The sequence below is a fragment of the Curtobacterium sp. MCSS17_007 genome (genome assembly GCF_003234175.2).
Taxonomy (GTDB): Bacteria; Actinomycetota; Actinomycetes; order Actinomycetales; family Microbacteriaceae; genus Curtobacterium.
The window spans coordinates 290172-306934 of sequence record NZ_CP126257.1 but is presented as its reverse complement, the minus strand read 5'-3'; the positions used below and the strand labels follow the sequence as shown (position 1 = coordinate 306934).

Genomic DNA, 16763 nt, shown 5'->3' with positions numbered 1-16763 from the left:
CGCGCCGGGCTGCCCGTGGCCGGGCGAGTGGCTCAGCAGCCGCCGTCGTCGGTGGGGAACGCCGTGATGACGCGGTCGGTGGTCGCCGAGACGATGACGCGCACGAACGGCTCGGCGTCCGGCCGGGACCCGTCGTCGAACCGCACCGGCGCCGCGAAGCAGACCTTGCCGTCCCCGGCGTCCTCCGGGTAGCCGTCGGCGGGGTGCTCGAGCACGGTCCGCACGGCGGTGAGCATGGCGTCGTCCCAGTCGCGGGAGCCGTGGCCCGACACGACGTCGCGCCAGTCGGCGGTGTGCCGGACGCGGATGTGCTCGTAGCCCTGCCCCGAGGTGCCGCACTGCAGGACGACCCGACCGAGCGCCGCGGTGTCGTAGCTCGCGATCACGGACCGGCTGTCACGGCCGCAACGATCGAGCACGTCGGAGCCGGGCAGGTCCGGGCCCGTCCGGGTGATCGTCACCGTGGGGCCGGGCGCGGAACCGTCGGTGGCGGTCCCGTCGGCGCTTGACCCGTCGGCAGCTGACCCGTCGGCAGCTGGCCCGTCGGCGGCGGTCGCGCTCGGCGCGACGGAGACGGAGCCACCGCCGATGACCGGGTCCTCACCGCTGCGCTGGGCCGTGAGCGCGAAGCCGCCGGCAACGAGTCCGGCGGCGATCACGGCGGCGACGGCGGTGACGACCGGACGTCGGCGCTGCTGGGGCATCGTCCCAGTATGCCGGTCCGCCCGGGGCCAGCCGGACGCCCGCGGCCGGCCGCCCACCCCGGGGCCGGTGGCGCCGGGGTGCGGGGCGGGGGTCCGGTCCGCCGCGAAGCTCCGGGGCTACTCCGCGCGAGCCGCCAACCGCGTGCCCGCGACGAGCGCCAGCACGACCACGAAGACCACGTAGCCGAGCAACACCGGGAGCGTCGGGACGACCAGCAGCGCGGCCCCGACCGCCACGACGGGCACGGTCAGCCCGGCGTAGGCGATGAGGAAGGTCGCCGCGAGGACCCCGCCACGGCGCTCGGGTCCGACGAGGGAGCCGGCACGGGCGATCGACGCCCGGAACAGCAGCCCGACGCCGGCGCCCGCGACGACCCCGCCGCCGATGAAGCCCGCGACCTGCAGGAACACGGCCGCGACCGCGAGCACGACCAGGCCACCCACGAGCAGGACCAGCCCGAGCCGGATCTGGCGCCGCTGCGAGAGCCGCGCGAACACGATCTGCGAGAGGGCGCTCGCGGCGAAGACCCCGAACGTCGTCGCTCCCGCGGCGAGGCGGTCGGTGACGTGGAAGGTCGTGCCGAGGAAGCTGGGGGCCACCGAGGTGAAGAGCCCCTGCACCGCCAGGGCCGCGAACGCCGCGGTGCCCGCCGCCCAGAAGACGCCGGCCTGCCCCTCGGGCGCCGCCATCCGCTGCGGCCGGTAGGGCACCGGCTCCTCGGGACGGTCGACCGTCTCGGGCGCGGCGAGGACGACCACGAACGCGACCGCCAGGGCGACGACGAAGACGACGTAGGGCACGACGAGCGGCTGCCCGACGTACTCCGCGAGCGCGCCCCCGACCAGGGCGCCGAGCGACAGACCGCCGAGGTTCACCGCTCCCGCCGCGACACTCGCTCCCTGGGCAGACGCGGACGAGCCGGTCGCCCGGACGCGGAGCTCGCCGAGGTGGGCGGTCGCGGTCGCGGTGAGCAGACCGACACCGAGCCCCGTCACCAGACGGGCCACGACGAGTCCGGCGACGTCGTTCCACAGCAGGAAGAGCACCGCCGCGAGGAGCTCGAGGGCGATCGACACCAGGATCAGCGGGCGTCGGCCGTGCACGTCGCTGAGGTGACCGGCCAGGAACAGCGCGGCGACGACACCCACGCCGTACGCGGCGAAGACGACCGTGGTGGTGAAGGTCGGGAAGCCGTCGCGGGCCTGGTAGACGACGTAGAGGGGCGCCGGGACGGTCGCGAAGGCCATCACCGCCAGGAACGCGAACGCCACGGCCCAGAAGCCGAACCCGTGCCGGCGGCGGGAGTGGACGCGGCGGCCGCGCGGGGCCGGGACCTGGTCGGAGGACGCTGCACGTGCAGGGGCGACACCCACGGTGGGGGTGGAGGTGGTGGTCGAGGACATGCTCCGATGGTGCTCGCCGGAGCGCATCGAGTCCAACGGATGCTCTTGATGTGCGTCATCGATCGGACCGATACTCAGGGGGTGGAGACCCGCCTGCTCGAACAGTTCGTCGCCGTCGCGTCCGAGGGCAGCGTCACCCGTGCCGCAGAACGCCTCTGGGCCGCGCAGTCGACGGTCTCCGCCGGGATCGCGTCACTCGAACGTTCGCTCGGCGTCCGCCTCTTCGACCGCACCGGGCGGCGCCTCGTGCTGACCACCGCCGGCGAGGACCTGCTCCCCCACGCTCGCACCGTGCTCGACGCCCTCGACCGCATGCGTGACCTGGCGACGGTGGACGACGCCGACCTGCGCGGTCGGGTGCGCCTCGGCATCTTCACGAGCATGGACATCGTGGACCTGACCGGAGTCCTCCGGCGCTTCCGGCACCGCCACCCGCTCGTGGCGGTGGAGCTCATGACCTCGCCGACCGGCACCACGGGACTCGTGCAGGACCTCGTCGCGGGACGGCTGGACCTCGCGTACACGGGCCTGCCGTCGGTGCCCTCCGGCATCGTGGTCGAACCACTGCGCGAGATGCCCTTCCGGGTCTTCACCGCGGCGGACCACCCGCTGGCGGGACGCCGTTCGGTGTCACTGGCCGAGCTCGCTGCGGAACCCTTCGTCGACACCGCGCACGGGTTCGGCAACCGCCTGATCCTCGACGCCGCGTTCGAGCGACGCGGTCTCCGTCGCCGTGTCGTCGCGGAGATGAACGACATGCCCGCGGTGATCCGGTTCGCCTCGGCCGGACTCGGCGTCGGTGTCGTCCCGGACTCGGGCGTCCGGTACGACGGAGCCGTGCTGGAGCTCGAGGACGAGGTCGAGCCGCTGCGCATCGGACTCGCGATGCGGTCGGACACCGAGCCGAACCGTGCGACGCGCACGCTGGCCCGGGACGTCGTGGCTGCTCGGGTGGGATGAGGCCTGCGGGCGGCCGCGTGGGAGGCATCCCACCGGCGGACGGGAGGCGCGGGTCCGGTCCGCCCCACGCCTCCCGGCCGTCAGTCCCCCCCAGATCTCCCCGACGACGGCGTCGAGCAGGCCGTTGGTCGGGAAGTCACCCTGGCTGATCTCGACCCAGGTGCCACCACGGACGTACCGGGTCCGCGCCTGCGCGGCACCGGTCTCGGCGTCGGTCGACGTCGCTCGACACACACGGGCCGGACCCTCGACCGAGCACTCGGGGTCCCAGCCGGTGAAGAAGCTCGTCGCTCCTGCGGTGAGCTGCTCGTCGTCCGCGGTACCGACGGTGAGCGCCAGGCCGGGTACCGGCCCGTCGCTGCCGCCCCAGAGGCAGTACAGCTCGGTGACCCCGAGGCGTCAGTGGAAGTCGTCGCCGTCCGTCTGCTCGCCGGGAGCCTTGTGCCCGCCGAGCATGTCGTTGTCGTCCTGGTCGCTCGACGCGGCCAGCTGGAGCATGGCGAGGACCACCACGACCACGATGAACGCGACGCCGAGGAAGACCAGCGCGAGCTCGAACTCGCGTGTCGAGAAGAGCACGACCGCTCCGGTGAACACCGCGATGACCGCCGAGATCACGAGGAGTTCGGCGGGGCGCAGGCGGTCGCGACGGCTGGGGGAGGTCATGCGTGTGGTGCTCCGTCCGGGGCAGCGGCCGGTGCAGCCGTGCCCCACTTGTGCGAGAGTCCGGCGATCACGTGGAAGACCGCCGCGATGGCGAGGTAGGCGCCGAGCAGGCCGACGAGGACGACTGCGGCGTCCAGGGTGCCGGTCACCTGCTCGACACCGCCGAGCTGCTGGGAGTAGTCGGGCGGTGTCAGCAGGAAGGCGACCGCGAGCAGCAGGGTGAGCCCGCCGATCGTCGTCCAGTCGCGGGCGAAGGGCGATCGCCCTCGTGCCCTGAGCCCCTGTGCGAGTTCGAGGGCTCCGGTCAGCACCGCCCAACCGACGACCACCGTGATGAACGCCGCGAGCCCGACGCTGTTCGTCGCGAGCGCTGCGACACCGGCGACGAGGGAGACGACCGCCTGTACGAGTGTCGTCGGACGCGACCGCTCGTCGAACGGCATCCGACGGAGCGCGGCCCAGCCGAGCACGACGGCGTCGACGATCACGAACCCGCCGAAGAGCAGCAGGCCGTAGCCAGCGGCGTGGTTGGACGAGAAGGTGATGACGAGGGCCACGACCGCGGCTGGGACGGCCCGGAGGACGGGGATCGACCAGTACCGCGCGCGCTGGCCGGCGTCGTCCACGGAGTCGGACACGAGACCTCTTTCGGGCATGCGGATCGTGGTCCGAGTCTACCGCCGGCACCCCGGGCATCGGACCGGAGACGGTGCCGGCGGCGACCACGCCGTCGCCGGTCGGGGCTCGGGTGGCCCACGACCGGCGGCGCGTCGCCGTCAGCCGGCGTCGTCGGGCGTCCGGCGGCGCCGTGTCACCCACCACCCGCCGACCCCGAGTCCGACCGCGGCACCCGCGACGGCGGTGAGCAGCCCCAGCCCCTCGGCGCCGGTGTAGGCGAGGGCTCCGCGCCGGATCCCCCCGCTGCCCGTCCGTCCGCCACCGGCAGTCGTCGGAGCGGCCGGCGACGGTGAGGTGCTCGCGGAGGCGGCCGGTGTCGGAGCGCTCCCGCCGCCGTCTCCGTCGCTGTCGTCGTCGCCGTTCCCGTCACCGGGCACGGTGACACCGATCGACACCTCCGGTGACGGGTCACCACCGTCGGGGTCGGTGGGGGACGTCGCGGTCGCCACGTTGACGACGTCGGAGCCGTCGCCCGTGTAGTCGGGGTCGAGCACCGCGCGGATGCGGAAGGAGCGTGTCTGACCCACGGCCAGGTCGCCGTCGGACCGGCACGTGACGTGCTGCCCGTCGGCCGTGCAGTCGTCCTCCGACCCAGCGAAGCGCATCGCCGACGGCAGGTCGTCGACCACGCCCACCTCGTGCGCGGTGTCCGGTCCCCGGTTCTCCGCCGTCACCCGGTACTCGACCTCGTCACCTGGTGCCACGTCGACGGACGGGGAGACCGACTTCTCGGTCACCAGCTGTGCCTCGGGGGCGGGCACCGCCTCGATCGGTCTGGTCACGACGGACCGGTTGTCGGACTCGTCGACGTCGGCCAGGGACGCCGGAGGGGCGATGCTCGCGGTGCTCTCGAGCGATCCCGAGGCGTCGTCCGCGACGGTGCCCGTCACGGCGACCGTCGCCGAGCCACCCCACACCAGGTCGAGCGCGTCGTCCACGTCGCCCGTGCCGGTGGTCGCGCCACAGGCGGATCCGGCGGTCGCGGTGCAGGTCCACGTCACGTCACGCAGGCCGTCCGGCACGTCGACGTGCAGCGCACTGGGGTCCGAACGGTTCGGCCCGGCATCGGAGGCGGTCACGGTGTAGGTGAAGGGCTGTCCTGGCCGGCCGGACGCCGGGAGGTCCTGCGAGACACCGAGGTCGACCGGCTCGGAGACGCGGAGGTCGTCGACCTCGTGGACGTCGGCGAAGCTGCCGGTCGCGGCGGAGAACCCCAGCCGGAGCGTGTCCGGCAACGGTGCCTGCGACGGGTGGTGGAGCGGTACCCGGTCGAAGACGGTCCGCTGCGCGCCGTCGGACTCGAGCCGGACCGTCATGAACAGCTCGCCGCTCGCCCCGGGCACGAGGCTGACCCGGACCCGCCGCGTCTCGGGGCCCTGCGTGAGGGTACCGCCCGGCGCGGGGACACCGTCGACGTACCGGTAGCCCGTCGTCCCGTCGCCCGATCCGCGGACCACGATCGAGTCCGGCCGGCGCCCGACCCCCGACCCGTTGATGTCCTGCGAGAAGTTGCCGTAGTGGTCGACCGCCACGGCCGCGAAGCCGCCCGGCACGCCCGGGAGGTCGCACGGCTCCCCACCGCCCTGGGTCACGCTCGACCGACAGGCGTACCCGAGCGCCGCGCCGTAGGCACCGACACCCTGTGGTGCGCGGCCGTCCGCCAGGAAGAGGAGCAGCCCGTCAGCACCCTGGTCCTCGCTGGTGTTGTACATGGCGTAGGAGAACTCGATGTCGAGCCCGAGGTCCGACCGGAACGTGTCGTCCGTCGACCACGCACCGGCCTGGTCGGCGGTCTCGTCGGTCAGTCGCAGTCGCCCGTCGACGACCTGCGCGTCACCGCTCAGGGTGCCGCCGGCCGCGGAGTCGAACCGGTTGACGTACGGGAAGGCGAGGTCGTCCGCCGAGGAGCTCGACGGCAGGAGCGCAGGCGCTGCGAGGACGGCCAGCGCCACGAGTCCGCTCGTGATCGCACCGCGTGAGGGTCGGCGTCGTCGGGGGCGTCCGTCGCGGTGGACGGCTGTCGGGATCGAGGTGTCTGTCATGCCCCGATCGTCGCGAGCGGGACCACCTCGTCAGCGGGTCCTCGATCCTTCTGGGGAGGAGCTTGCCGAGTAGAGGGGTTGTGCAGGAACGGCCGCGGTCACGCGAGCCAGACGGTGGTCTCCCCGGGCAGCGTGCCGCCCTCGGCGTCGAGCGGCCCCGAAGCCAGCACCACCGTCCCCTCGGGCATCGGTACCGGCGTCGTGCCGAAGTTCATGACCGCACGCCATCCGTCGTGCCGCGCGAACGCCACGACGTCGTCGCCCGCGTCGAGCCACGTCAGCTCCTCACCGCGCTGGAGTCGCCGACGCGCGGCCGTCGCCTGCCGGTACAGCGCGAGGGTCGAGTCCGGGTCGTCCTGCTCGGCCTCGACGGACGAGACGCCGAAGTCGTCGGGCTGCGGCAGGAACGGGGCCACGTCCCCGAAACCGAACGACGGTCCGGTCCGGGTCCACGGGATCGGCACGCGGCACCCGTCGCGACCCTTGACGGTGTGCCCCGTGCGGGTCCACTTCGGGTCCTGCAGCAGGTCGTGCGGGATCGCCGGCGCCTCGTGCAGGCCGAGCTCCTCCCCCTGGTAGAGGTACGACGACCCCGGCAGCGCGAGGACCAGCATGGTGGCCGCCCGCGCGCGCCGCTCGCCACGCGCGCGGTCGAGCGCGGGCTCGGTGCCGTCGGTCATCAGCCAGGCGTCCGTGTCGGTGCCGCCCGGCAGGCCGTACCGGGTGGCGTGGCGGACGACGTCGTGGTTCGACAGGACCCAGGTGGACGACGCACCGGACTCCTCGGACATCGCGAGGTTCCGCTCGATGATCGTCCGGAAGGAGCCGGCGTCGAACGGCGACTCGAGCAGGTCGAAGTTGAACGCCTGTCCGAGCTCGGTGGGCCGTGCGTAGAGCACCCGCCGCGGTGCCGGTGCCCAGGCCTCGGCGATCGCGGCGCGAGGCGGGTCGTACTCGTCGAGCACGGTCCGCCACGAGGCGAAGACCTCGTGCACCTCGTCGCGGTCGTACAGCGGGTCGGAGCCGTCGAGCGGCAGTGCCTTCTCGTTCGAGGGACGGTACGGCGTCGACAGGTCCTTGGCGAGCCCGTGCGCCACGTCCACCCGGAACCCGTCCACACCGCGGTCCGACCAGAACCGCAGGATGTCCTCGAAGTCCGCACGGACCTCGGGGTTCGACCAGTCCAGGTCGGGCTGCTCGGGCGCGAACAGGTGCAGGTACCACTGCCCGTCCGGCACCCGTGTCCAGGCGCTCCCGCCGAAGTTCGACACCCAGTCGCTCGGGGGCAGCTCGCCGGACTCCCCTGCCCCGTCACGGAAGACGTACCGGGCGCGCTCGGGCGAACCGGGGGCTGCGGCGAGCGCCTGCCGGAACCACTCGTGCTGGTCCGAGGTGTGGTTCGGCACCACGTCGACGATGACCTTCACGTCGTGCTCGTGGGCGGTGCGGACGAACGCGTCGAGGTCGTCGAGCGAGCCGAGACGGGGGTCGACGTCCCGGTAGTCGGCCACGTCGTACCCGCCGTCGGCCAACGGGGACGGGTAGAAGGGCGACAGCCAGACGGCGTCGACACCGAGCGCCGCCAGGTACGGCACGCGACTGGTGATGCCGGCGACGTCGCCGAGGCCGTCCGCGTCGGTGTCCGCGAAGCTCCGTGGGTACACCTGGTAGACGACGGCCTGGCGCCACCAGTCCGGGTCGGTCGTGCGCGGGCTGCTGGCGGGCGTCCGAGGGGTGCTCACCCCGTCAACCTACCCACGCCCTCCGGCGACGGGAACAGGTCGGGTCCACCCCGGGAATAGCGTGTCCAGGTCGCGCCTTGGTTGTCGCTGACACCATTCCGTGACCGCACGGTCACCGAACGAAGGGATCCACCATGACGAACGTCCTCGTGCTCGTCGGCAGCCTGCGCGCCGGCTCGATCAACCGGAAGCTCGCGGAGGCCGCCGAGCAGCACGCCCCGGAGGGCATCTCCCTCACGACCTTCGACGGGATCGTCGACCTGCCCTTCTACAACGAGGACATCGACGGCGACACCCCGCCTGCCGCCGCCGTCGCCTTCCGTGACGCCGTCGCCGCCGCGGACGCCGTGCTCCTCGTCACGCCCGAGTACAACGGCACGATCCCGGCCGTGCTGAAGAACGCGCTCGACTGGGGCTCCCGTCCGTTCGGCGCCTCGCCGCTGTCCGGCAAGCCGCTCGCGGTGATCGGTTCGGCGTTCGGCCAGTACGGCGGCGTCTGGGCGCACGACGACGCCCGCAAGGCCGCCGGCATCGCCGGCGCGAAGGTGCTCGAGGACGTCAAGGTCGCCATCCCGCAGTCGGTCGTCCGGTTCGCCGAGACCCACCCGCGCGAGGACGCCGAGGTCGTCGAGCTCGTGCAGGGCGCGCTCGGCGCCCTGGCCGACGCGGCGGACGAGCGCGTCGCGGCGTGAGCCGACCGGTCACCGTCAAGTGACCAGGAGACGGTGTGGAGGCGCGGTGCCGGTCGGTTCCGCGCCTCCCGTCTGTCCGATGCGCACGCATCGACTTGTCCACAGCGCGCGGATCCGCTAGATGAGCGAGTTACCAGACGGGTTACCCTGAACGGCATGTCGACGCAGGAGATCACGGAGGCGTCGGGGTACTGGTTCCCCGACGACGACGCCACCCAGCGCGGTGTCGCCGTGCTGAACGCCCTGCGCCGCTACCGGGCCGCCGAGACGGCGATGCGCCGGCGTACCCGCGACTCCATGGGGATGGGAGAGACCGACCTGCTCGCGGTCCGCTACCTCCTGCAGGCCCAACGCGCCGGACGGATCGTGAAGCCGAAGGACCTGTCCGCGTACCTCAAGATCTCGTCGGCGTCGACGACGATCCTCATCGATCGACTCGTGCGCTCGAACCACGTCCGGCGTGACCCGCACCCGACCGACCGGCGGGCGCTCGTGATCACGCCCACCACCGAGACCGACGACGAGGTCCGTGCCACGCTCGGCGTGATGCACCGGCGGATGATGGCGATCGCCGAAGGACTGTCCGCGTCCGATGCCCGCGTCGTGGCGTCGTTCCTCGAGCGGATGCGTGACGCCGTCGACCAGGTGGACCCTGCGCCCGAGCACTGAGGGACGGCGCCGTGCCGGCGTCCGACAGCCCACGGGGGACGCCCGGGTGCACGTGCTCTGGGAACGAGCGCCGCGCGACCGCGTAGACCAGAAGGGTCACCGACCGCGAAAGGAGCCGATCATGCACGCATCGGACAAGCTCGCCGCCAACCTCCAGGCCGTCCTGGTGGACCTCATCGACCTGCACCTGCAGGGCAAGCAGGCGCACTGGAACATCCTCGGCCACAACTTCCGCGACCTGCACCTGCAGCTCGACGAGATCGTCGACGCGGCGCGTGAGTTCGCCGACGACATGGCGGAGCGCATGCGCGCCCTCTACGCGATCCCGGACGGCCGCTCCGCCACGGTCGCTGCCGGCACGCACCTCGACGCCTTCCCCGACGGCGAGATCGACACGCACGACGCGATCGACCTGATCACGCTGCGCCTCTACCAGACCACCGGCACGATGCGCGACGTGCACGACGAGGTCGACGACGAGGACCCGACGACCGCCGACCTGCTCCACGGCTTCATCGAGCGCCTCGAGCAGCTCGCCTGGATGGTCTCGGCCGAGAACCGCGAGCCGCGGACGCCGCTCGCCGCTGCCACGACCCCGGCCGTCGCCGAGGCGTCCGAGCACGAGTAGGGACGACACGTGGACCTCGGCATCACCGGCAAGGTCGCGCTCGTCTTCGGTGGCGACTCCGGCATCGGCTGGAACACGGCGCGCATCCTCCTGGCGGAGGGTGCGACCGTGGTCGTCACCGACATCGACCAGGGACGGCTCGACACCAGCGCCGACCAGCTCGAGGCACCGCACGGCAAGCTGTTCGCCTTCGCCGCCGACGTGACGAAGGCGGACAGCCTCGCCGCGCTGCACGAACGCGTGCGCGACGCGGTCGGCGAGATCGACATCCTGGTGCAGTCCTCGGGCGTGACCGGCGCCCAGGGCATGTTCCACGAGATCGACGAGCAGGGCTGGCTCGACACCATCGACGTCGACCTGATGGGCCCGGTGCGCATCACGCGCGAGTTCATCGGCGACCTGCGGAAGGGCGGCTGGGGCCGCATCGTGTACCTCGTCTCCGAGGACGCGTCGCAGCCGTACGACGACGAACTCCCCTACTGCGCCGCGAAGGCCGGGGTGCTCTCGTTCGCCAAGGGGCTGTCGCGCTCCTACGCGTCCGAGGGCCTGCTCGTCAACACCGTCAGCCCCGCGTTCATCCACACGCCCATGACCGACGCGATGATGGACAAGCGCGCGAAGCAGCTCGGCACCTCGTTCGACGAGGCCGTCTCGAGCTTCCTCGACGAGGAGCGTCCGTACATGGAGCTCGGCCGCCGCGGTGAGCCCGAGGAGGTCGCGAACGTCGTGGCCTTCCTCTGCTCCGACCTGGCGAGCTTCGTCAACGGTTCGAACTACCGGGTCGACTCCGGCTCGGTCGCCACGATCTAGGAGGACCATGACCGACTTCCGCTACCTGATCGTCGGCGGCGGGATGGTCGCCGACGCCGCCGCCCGCGGGATCCGCGAGATCGACGCCGACGGCTCCATCGGCATCATCAGCGACGACGTCGACCGGCCGTACGCACGGCCCGCCCTGTCGAAGAAGCTCTGGACCGACCCGGAGTTCAGCTGGGACGACAAGGTCGACCTGCACACCGAAGAGACCGGTGCGACCTTCGTGCTCGGGACCGCGGTGACGTCGATCGACCGCGGAGCGAAGACCGTCACGACCGCGGACGGGCAGAGCCACGGCTACGAGCGCCTGCTCCTGGCCACCGGCGGCAAGCCGCGCAGCCTGCCCGGGCTGGCACCCTCGGCGCGCGTGCTCGACTACCGCAGCGCGGACGACTACCGGCGCCTGCGGGAGCTCACGGACGCCGGGGCACACGTCGCCGTCGTCGGCGGCAGCTACATCGGCACCGAGATCGCCGCGGGCGTGGTGCAGAACGGCGCGCGCGTCACGCTGATCACCCCGGACGAGGTCCTCGGCGGCCACATGTTCCCGGACGACCTCGCCCGGGCGTTCCAGCAGCGGTTCGTCGACCACGGCGTCGAGGTGCTCGCCGGACGCCGTGTGGAGCAGGGCACGGAGACCGACGACGGTGTCTCCCTGACGCTGGACGACGGCTCGGTGGTCGAGGCCGACGCGGTCGTCGCCGGACTCGGCATCGAACCGCAGACGCAGCTCGCCGCGGACGCCGGCCTCACCGTGCACGACGGGATCGTGGTGTCGTCGACGCTCCTCACGGACGACGACTCGGTGTTCGCCGCGGGCGACGTCGCGGAGTACCCCGACCGGATCCTCGGCACGCGCCGCGTCGAGCACGTCGACAACGCGCAGCAGCAGGGGCGGCAGGCCGGACGCAACCTCGCGGACGCGGACGAGACCTACGACCACACGCCGATGTTCTACTCCAACGTCTTCGACACGGGGTACGAGGCGGTCGGGCAGGTCTCGACCGAGCTGCACACCGTCGAGGACTGGCAGGAGCCGCTGACGACCGGCGTCGTGTACCACCTGGACGACGACGACACCGTGCGCGGCGTGCTGCTCTGGAACGTGTCGGGGAAGACCGACGAGGCGCGGAAGGTCCTCGCCGAGGCGCACGCCCTGACACGCGACATGCTGCCGGGCCGCATCACGCCGTGACGCGCGGTTCCTGACGCCGACGGCCTGGAGGCGCGGCCCGACCTGACGGGGTCGGGTCGCGCCTCCAGCCCGTTGCGTCGGGCCGGAGCCTGCCCTGTCGTCAGCGCTGGTCGCGGACCTCCGGCGCGACCTCGTCGACCACCTCGGCGCGATCGGTCGGGTCCACCGGGATCCCGTCGCCGTCGGCCATCGCGACCGCGTGCGCCGACTTCGCCCGCTCCAGCTGGTCGTCGTCGCCCTTCGCCATGCCGGAGAGCTCGATGAAGCGCGACTTCAGGACCAGCCAGGCGTCCGCCGGACCGAGCCGGGCCAGGTCGGACGAGGTCGTGTCGTCGCGCACCCGCTGCAGCGAGCCGACGCCGCGGTCGGTGATGCGCCCGTCGACGTGCGCCACCGCGAGCCGGGCGACCGCATCCGCTTGGGCGTGCATCACCGAGTGCGCGCCGTCGACGACCTCGCGGAGCACCGCGTGCGGGAAGACCCGCGCCAGCGAACGCACCCAGTCGCGGGGCACCATCGCGTCGTGCTCGCCGCGGACGATGAGGGTGCGCGCCTGCACCTCGGCGGCACGGTCCTCGATCGGGAACGCGATCATGCGCGGCAGCACCTTGCGGAACCAGTGCCAACCGCACAGGGCGTACGCGGTGACGGCGTGCCAGCGCACCGCGGCGGGCTCGTGCAGGGCCGACCGCAGGAAGCGCAGGGCCGAGGTGCGGATGTTCCTGGCGCGACTGTCGACGACCGGGCTGATGAGCACGAGGTGGCGGATGTGCGGGTTCCTCGCGGCGACCTCCGTGACGACCTGGGTGCCCATCGAGTGCCCGACGAGCACCGGGTCCTCGAGCCGGAGCTCGCGGATGACCTGCTCGACCGCGTCGGCGTACCGCTCGATCGACACCGCCCCGCGGAAGCGCGGGACCCCGGCGAAGCCCGGCAGGTCGAGGGCGTGCACGGGCCCGTTCTCGTTGAGGTGGGGGGCGAGCCGCTCGTAGTAGGTGGCGGCGATGCCGAGCCCGGCGACGAGCACGAACGCACGGTCGCCGGGGTGACCGATCGAACTCACCCGGACGTAGGTGCCGTCGACCGCGATCCGGTCGACCTCGACCTGGACGTCGGCGTCCTCGGCCTCCGCGAGCTCGGCGGCGGGGTCCGGGGCGTCCTGCGGTGTCCGGTCGTCCTGTTCGTGCACGGGGCCTCCTGGGGTCGGCGACCGCCCCACGATACCCGCCCGGTCAGCCGCCGAAGGTCGAGGCGGGGACGCCGTGCACGCGGGTCTGCACAGCGAGGACCGCGCCGGAGTGCGGGTACTGCTCGAGCTGCTCCTCGGTGCTGTTCTCGCGCGCCGTGCCGATGAACAGGGTCGACATGTCGGGTCCGCCGAACGCCACCGAGGTCACGTTCGGCGCCGGCACCTCGACGGTCTCGAGGTGTGCTCCCGATGCGTCCCACCGCTCGACGCGCCCGCTGCCGTAGACCGCCGTCCAGAAGCAGCCCTCGTCGTCGCAGACCAGCCCGTCGTGCGCGGCCCCGCTGACGAACGGTTCGAGGTCGCCGAGCTCCCCGTCCGGCCCGTAGGACCCGCGGTAGATCGTCGACGTGCTCGTGTCCGTGACGTACATGACGCTGCCGTCGGCGGACCACTCGATGCCGTTCGTCACGCCGAAACCGCCACGGAGCACCCGGACCGATCCGTCGGGCTCGACGGAGTACAGCGCTCCCGCCGGGTCCTGGTCGGACAGGTCCATGCTGCCGACGAGGAACCGGCCGAACGGGTCGCACTTGCCCTCGTTGAAGCGCATCTCGGCGGTCGCGTGGTGCACCCGCACCAGCTCGCGCTCGACCACGCCGAGCTCGTCGGTCAGCACGACGGAGTCACCGAGGGCCGCGACGAAGCCGCCGGTCGCGCGCGGCTGGAAGCTCGCGAGGGGCGGGGGCAGCGCGACGCTCGACTCGACCGTCCCGTCGGCGCGCGCGGTGGTGAGCAGCCCGAGGGTGATGTCGGTCCAGCGGAGACGCTCGGTGGTCGGGTCCCAGACGATGCTCTCGACGAGCACCGCCTGCTCGTCGCAGAAGACGGTCACGGGCCCGGTCACGGCGTCGGTGGTCATGCGTCCCCGTCTACCGGGGGCGGCGTGCACGACCTGCCAGCGACCCGGTGTGCCTGTACGCCGAACGCGGGGGCCGGCGTCCGGTCGCGACGCTGGCGTGTCGTCGAGACACCGCGGTCGCGTCGAGACACCGCGGTCGCGTCGAGACACCGCTGTCTCGTCGAGACACCGTCGGACCCGGCGGTGTCTCGACGGCCGCGGGGCGTCCGGCGCTGACGCCGGCGTCTGGCGGCCGTCCGCACCGACCGACGCCGGCGTCGAGGTGTCAGAGGCGCGCGAACCGGGCGCGGAAGAAGCTCCACACGCCGTAGGCCAGGAAGGCGACCCCGATGGCGACGAGCAGCACCGACCCGGCCGGGAGCTCCCGCACCGCGTCGAACGCCCCGTCCAGCCCGGTCGCCTGGTCCGGGTCGCTCCGGAAGCCCGCGACCGCGATGAGCACGCCGACGACGACCACCGACAGGCCCTTGCCGACGTACCCGACGACGGCGAGCGCCGTCACCGGACGGTCGAGGGACCGGGGCGGTCGGACGATGTGCTTCCGGAAGGACCGACGGCACCCGATCACGACGAGCCCGACACCGACCGCGATCGCGACCGCCGCCGCGGCGAGCAGCAGGAACACGCCACCGGGTGTCGCGAGGGCCTGCGCCGCGGCGCTCCGGGTGGACCCGCTCGAGCTCTTCCCCGCTCCGAGCGCGAACGATCCCGCCGAGTACGACACGACGCCGTAGACGATCGCCTTGCCGACGTCCTTCGCCCGGGCGCCCCACCCCCGGGCGTCGTCCGAGCGACCGCCGACGACGGCCTCGACGACGAGGCGCAGAGCCAACGCCGCGGTGCCGACCGCGACGACCCAGAGCAGGGCGATCCCACCGGGGACCGCGGCGAGCTGCTGCAGGGCGCCGGACTGGTCGGTCTCCCGACCTCCGGACGCGTTGCCGAGACCGAGGAGCACGACGAGGTACCCGATCAGCAGGTGCACGATGCCGCTGCCGACGTACCCGGCCCTGGCGGTCAGCTCGAACCACCTGCTGTCGGCGACCCGCTTCGCCTGTCGGCCGGTCTCGCGTGCTGCTCGTTCCGCATGGTCGCTCACCCCTTCGAGCGTGCCCGACGCACCGACCGCTGTCCGCAGCGGTGCGCACCGCGTGTCGGGACGAGCGCCGGACGGGAGGCGCATGGCGGCGTCGCCACGTGCCTCCCGTCCGGTTTCAGTCGCCCTTGACGTTGACGACTTGGCGGAGCGTGTGCCGGATCGTCACCAGGTCGGCGGCGTCCGCCATCACCTGATCGATCGGCTTGTACGCTCCGGGGATCTCGTCGAGGAACGCGTCGGTGTCGCGGTACTCGATCCCCGCCATCGCCTCGCGCAGCTGCTCGTGCGTGAAGGTCCGGCGCGCCGCCGACCGCGAGAAGAGCCGGCCGGCTCCGTGCGGCGACGACTCGAGCGACGGCTTGTTGCCGAGCCCCTCGACGACGTACGACGCTGTGCCCATCGAACCCGGAACGAGACCGAGCTGCCCCGCCTTCGCCTGGATCGCGCCCTTGCGGGACACCCACACGCTCTTCCCCCAGTGCGTCTCGCGCTGCGTGAAGTTGTGGTGGCAGTTGATCCGCTCCTGCTCGTCCACCGGCCGGCCGAGCACCTCGGACAGCTGCCGGACGACCCGGTCCATCATCTCCTCGCGGTTGAGGAGCGCGAAGTGCTGCGCCCACCGCAGCTCGGCGATGTACCGGTCGAACTCCGGCGTGCCCTCGACGAGGTAGGCCAGGTCGGGATCCGGCAGCTCGATCCACCAGCGCTGCATCATCCGCTTGGCGACCCTGATGTGCCGCTGGGCGATCTTGTTGCCGACGCCCCGCGAGCCGGAGTGCAGGAACAGCCAGACCCGGTCCTGCTCGTCGAGCGAGACCTCGATGAAGTGGTTGCCCGAACCGAGCGTGCCGAGCTGGTTCCGCCAGCCGCCGTGGGCTCCGGCGGGGTCGAAGCCGGCCGCCTCAGCCATCGCCTCGAGCTCGGCGATCCGCGGCTCGGCGGTGGCGACGATCTTGCGGTTCGACGCCCCCGCGGACAGCGGGATCGCCCGCTCGATCTGCTCGCGCAGCGGCTGCAGGTCGGCGGGCAGGTCCGAGGCCGTGAACTGCGTGCGGACCGCGATCATGCCGCAGCCGATGTCCACACCGACGGCCGCAGGCATGATCGCGCCGAGGGTCGGGATCACGGAGCCGACGGTGGCCCCGAGACCGAGGTGTGCGTCGGGCATCAGCGCGAGGTGCGGGAACACGAAGGGCATGCGCGCCGTCGTGCGGGCCTGCTGCTCGGTGTTCTCCTCGAGCATCGAGGCCCAGCTGAGCAATCGGTCGTTGATCTTCTTCATGGTGTTCGTCCTTCGTCGAGACGGTCGTCGGCGGCCGGGCGGCCGTCGTGGTGACGGCCGGGCGGCCGTCGTGGTGAC

At 72.6% G+C, this 16763-nt stretch carries 16 protein-coding genes; 6 read left to right on the top strand and 10 right to left on the bottom strand.

The window, feature by feature from the left end; genetic code table 11:
* Positions 1 to 32: 32 nt before the first annotated feature.
* Together DEJ22_RS01560 and DEJ22_RS01555 are read right to left on the bottom strand one after the other, a co-directional pair.
* Complete coding sequence (locus DEJ22_RS01560) at positions 33 to 704, bottom strand: hypothetical protein (protein ID WP_111226878.1); 672 nt, start codon at positions 702 to 704, stop codon at positions 33 to 35.
* 117 nt (positions 705 to 821) lie between these two features.
* Positions 822 to 2108: an MFS transporter gene (locus DEJ22_RS01555; protein WP_111226969.1), complete on the bottom strand. Its 1287-nt coding sequence runs from the start codon at positions 2106 to 2108 to the stop codon at positions 822 to 824.
* Positions 2109 to 2189: 81 nt separating this feature from the next.
* Here DEJ22_RS01555 and DEJ22_RS01550 point away from each other — a divergent pair, with 81 nt between their 5' ends.
* Entirely contained in the window at positions 2190 to 3068 is an 879-nt protein-coding gene (locus DEJ22_RS01550) for a LysR family transcriptional regulator (protein ID WP_111226879.1), read from the top strand.
* A gap of 399 nt (positions 3069 to 3467) precedes the next feature.
* Here the strand turns inward: DEJ22_RS01550 and DEJ22_RS01545 are convergent, their stop codons facing one another.
* From DEJ22_RS01545 to DEJ22_RS01530, 4 genes are all read right to left on the bottom strand, one after another.
* On the bottom strand, positions 3468 to 3734 hold the full coding sequence (locus DEJ22_RS01545; protein WP_111226880.1) for a hypothetical protein: 267 nt from the start codon (positions 3732 to 3734) through the stop codon (positions 3468 to 3470).
* Complete coding sequence (locus DEJ22_RS01540) at positions 3731 to 4372, bottom strand: DUF308 domain-containing protein (protein ID WP_284174758.1); 642 nt, start codon at positions 4370 to 4372, stop codon at positions 3731 to 3733. Before DEJ22_RS01540 ends, DEJ22_RS01545 begins: the two co-directional genes overlap by 4 nt.
* A 138-nt stretch (positions 4373 to 4510) precedes the next feature.
* Positions 4511 to 6454, bottom strand: a complete 1944-nt coding sequence (locus DEJ22_RS01535; RefSeq protein WP_111226882.1) for a lectin-like domain-containing protein — start codon at positions 6452 to 6454, stop codon at positions 4511 to 4513.
* Positions 6455 to 6552: 98 nt separating this feature from the next.
* Complete coding sequence (locus DEJ22_RS01530; protein ID WP_111226883.1) at positions 6553 to 8196, bottom strand: glycoside hydrolase family 13 protein; 1644 nt, start codon at positions 8194 to 8196, stop codon at positions 6553 to 6555.
* A 134-nt stretch (positions 8197 to 8330) separates the two neighbouring features.
* On the opposite strand from DEJ22_RS01530, the gene DEJ22_RS01525 reads away from it, so the two are divergent.
* The 5 genes from DEJ22_RS01525 (at position 8331) to DEJ22_RS01505 (ending at position 12196) form a co-directional block, all read left to right on the top strand.
* Positions 8331 to 8888 carry an NADPH-dependent FMN reductase gene (locus DEJ22_RS01525; RefSeq protein ID WP_111226884.1) on the top strand — a complete coding sequence of 186 codons (558 nt, stop codon included), beginning with the start codon at positions 8331 to 8333 and terminating at the stop codon, positions 8886 to 8888.
* Between the two features lie 156 nt (positions 8889 to 9044).
* On the top strand, positions 9045 to 9557 hold the full coding sequence (locus DEJ22_RS01520; RefSeq protein WP_111226885.1) for a MarR family winged helix-turn-helix transcriptional regulator: 513 nt from the start codon (positions 9045 to 9047) through the stop codon (positions 9555 to 9557).
* 121 nt (positions 9558 to 9678) lie between these two features.
* Positions 9679 to 10185, top strand: coding sequence for a Dps family protein (locus tag DEJ22_RS01515; RefSeq protein WP_111226886.1), 507 nt, complete (start codon positions 9679 to 9681; stop codon positions 10183 to 10185).
* Between the two features lie 9 nt (positions 10186 to 10194).
* A complete protein-coding gene (locus DEJ22_RS01510) occupies positions 10195 to 10995 on the top strand; it encodes an SDR family NAD(P)-dependent oxidoreductase (RefSeq protein WP_111226887.1) in 801 nt (266 codons plus the stop codon).
* Positions 10996 to 11002: 7 nt separating this feature from the next.
* Positions 11003 to 12196, top strand: a complete 1194-nt coding sequence (locus tag DEJ22_RS01505; protein ID WP_111226888.1) for an NAD(P)/FAD-dependent oxidoreductase — start codon at positions 11003 to 11005, stop codon at positions 12194 to 12196.
* 100 nt (positions 12197 to 12296) lie between these two features.
* Here DEJ22_RS01505 and DEJ22_RS01500 read toward each other — a convergent pair whose 3' ends face one another.
* From DEJ22_RS01500 to DEJ22_RS01485, 4 genes are all read right to left on the bottom strand, one after another.
* Entirely contained in the window at positions 12297 to 13385 is a 1089-nt protein-coding gene (locus DEJ22_RS01500) for an alpha/beta fold hydrolase (RefSeq protein ID WP_111226889.1), read from the bottom strand.
* Between the two features lie 43 nt (positions 13386 to 13428).
* Positions 13429 to 14304, bottom strand: a complete 876-nt coding sequence (locus DEJ22_RS01495) for an SMP-30/gluconolactonase/LRE family protein (RefSeq protein ID WP_111226890.1) — start codon at positions 14302 to 14304, stop codon at positions 13429 to 13431.
* Between the two features lie 265 nt (positions 14305 to 14569).
* On the bottom strand, positions 14570 to 15403 hold the full coding sequence (locus tag DEJ22_RS01490; RefSeq protein WP_181430746.1) for a DUF1206 domain-containing protein: 834 nt from the start codon (positions 15401 to 15403) through the stop codon (positions 14570 to 14572).
* A 115-nt stretch (positions 15404 to 15518) separates the two neighbouring features.
* Entirely contained in the window at positions 15519 to 16685 is a 1167-nt protein-coding gene (locus DEJ22_RS01485; RefSeq protein WP_111226892.1) for an RtcB family protein, read from the bottom strand.
* Positions 16686 to 16763: the final 78 nt, after the last annotated feature.